Source organism: Bacillus sp. BB081 (assembly GCF_008368895.1).
GTDB classification, from domain to species: Bacteria; Bacillota; Bacilli; order Bacillales; family Bacillaceae_G; genus Bacillus_A; species Bacillus_A wiedmannii.
Genome location: NZ_QOZX01000129.1, coordinates 1 through 1,263, shown reverse-complemented (window position 1 = coordinate 1,263; position 1,263 = coordinate 1). Strand labels below are relative to the sequence as shown.

Genomic DNA, 1,263 nt, shown 5'->3' with positions numbered 1-1,263 from the left:
AATAATTTTTTTGCTTCTTCCACTCGTTCCCTTTGAATATATTCGCTTAAAGTAATTCCCATTTCTTTTTTAAATAGTTTGGACAGATAAGTAGGGGTAATTTCCAAATGATTAGCAAGTTCATTGAGAGTTATTCCATCGTAAACATTTTTATTAATATGTTTCATACATGTAGTAACCGCGTATGAATACTTTTGTGCATTAAATTCTTTCACACGATCTGCAAAGGTACGTAAAGCGTCTCCTGACAATCGCTTTGCAGATTCTACGTTATCTAATTGTTCCAGAGTTTGTATATATAAAATACTATGAGCAAAAGCAATATCTGGTGGCAGGTTTCCTTCTATCGCATATCGAGTAGCTAAGGTAATCGCAATAATTCCAAGGTTTTTTTGGTTCCTGAGCGGGTCCTCTATTAACACCAGTTCAACATCCTCTTGTGAAACTGCATACATATACTGTATTAACTTTTTTTTATTTCCTTCTTTGATAGTCAAAAAGAAATCATTTACTAATGCCATGTTGTGAGTTTTAGGTTTGTTTTGTCGGCGTTTTAAAATATATAAATCAGGTTTCACAATTTTATTAGGAACTTTCTCTAGTACTTTATTTTTTTCTAAAACAATACCCACATCTAACTTTTCATTGAAAATCATGTAATGTAATAAAATTCCCATATCAATTAATGTAGTTTTTTTAATCTCAGATAAACACTGATAATAGGCTAGTCTTTCTTGAATTTTATCATTTGATTTAAATTCTTTTTGAAGTTTTATGGTCATATCATCTGAACCTTTTGGATGTATAGTGGGACCGATAATAATAGTCCCTTTAATGTGATCATGATTTTCTATATGTATTAGAACAAAATTTTCAAGATAGCTGTTACATCTGAAAAGTGGTAAGTTAAAGGGATCGTTTTCTTGATAAATATCACTAAGATGTTCTTCTTTTGAAGAATAAAAAGGACTATAAACATCATCAGATGTAGAATGATATAAAATTTTTTTGTCTGTAGATAAAATATGTACAGGGGCATTAAATGCTTTATGTGCAAGATCACACAAGTGTTGTATATCGATAGAAGTATTCATTACATTCTCCTTTTAAGTAAATTATTTGATAAATTTCCGCATTGTTCCTTTTATAGTTTCATAAAATATATTCTGCTAGGTATAATTCACGACAAATAATACTATAAAATATCAAATTAGTACAATTAACGACAAAATATTACTATATCTTTTTTATGAAAATCATATA

1 protein-coding gene is annotated in these 1,263 nt (G+C 28.9%); it reads right to left on the bottom strand.

What is annotated here, in order from left to right; genetic code table 11:
* Nucleotides 1–1,094, bottom strand: a 1,094-nt coding sequence (locus DN394_RS28550; protein ID WP_149294461.1) for an AraC family transcriptional regulator, incomplete at its 3' end; no start/stop codon positions are given.
* Nucleotides 1,095–1,263 lie beyond the last annotated feature (169 nt).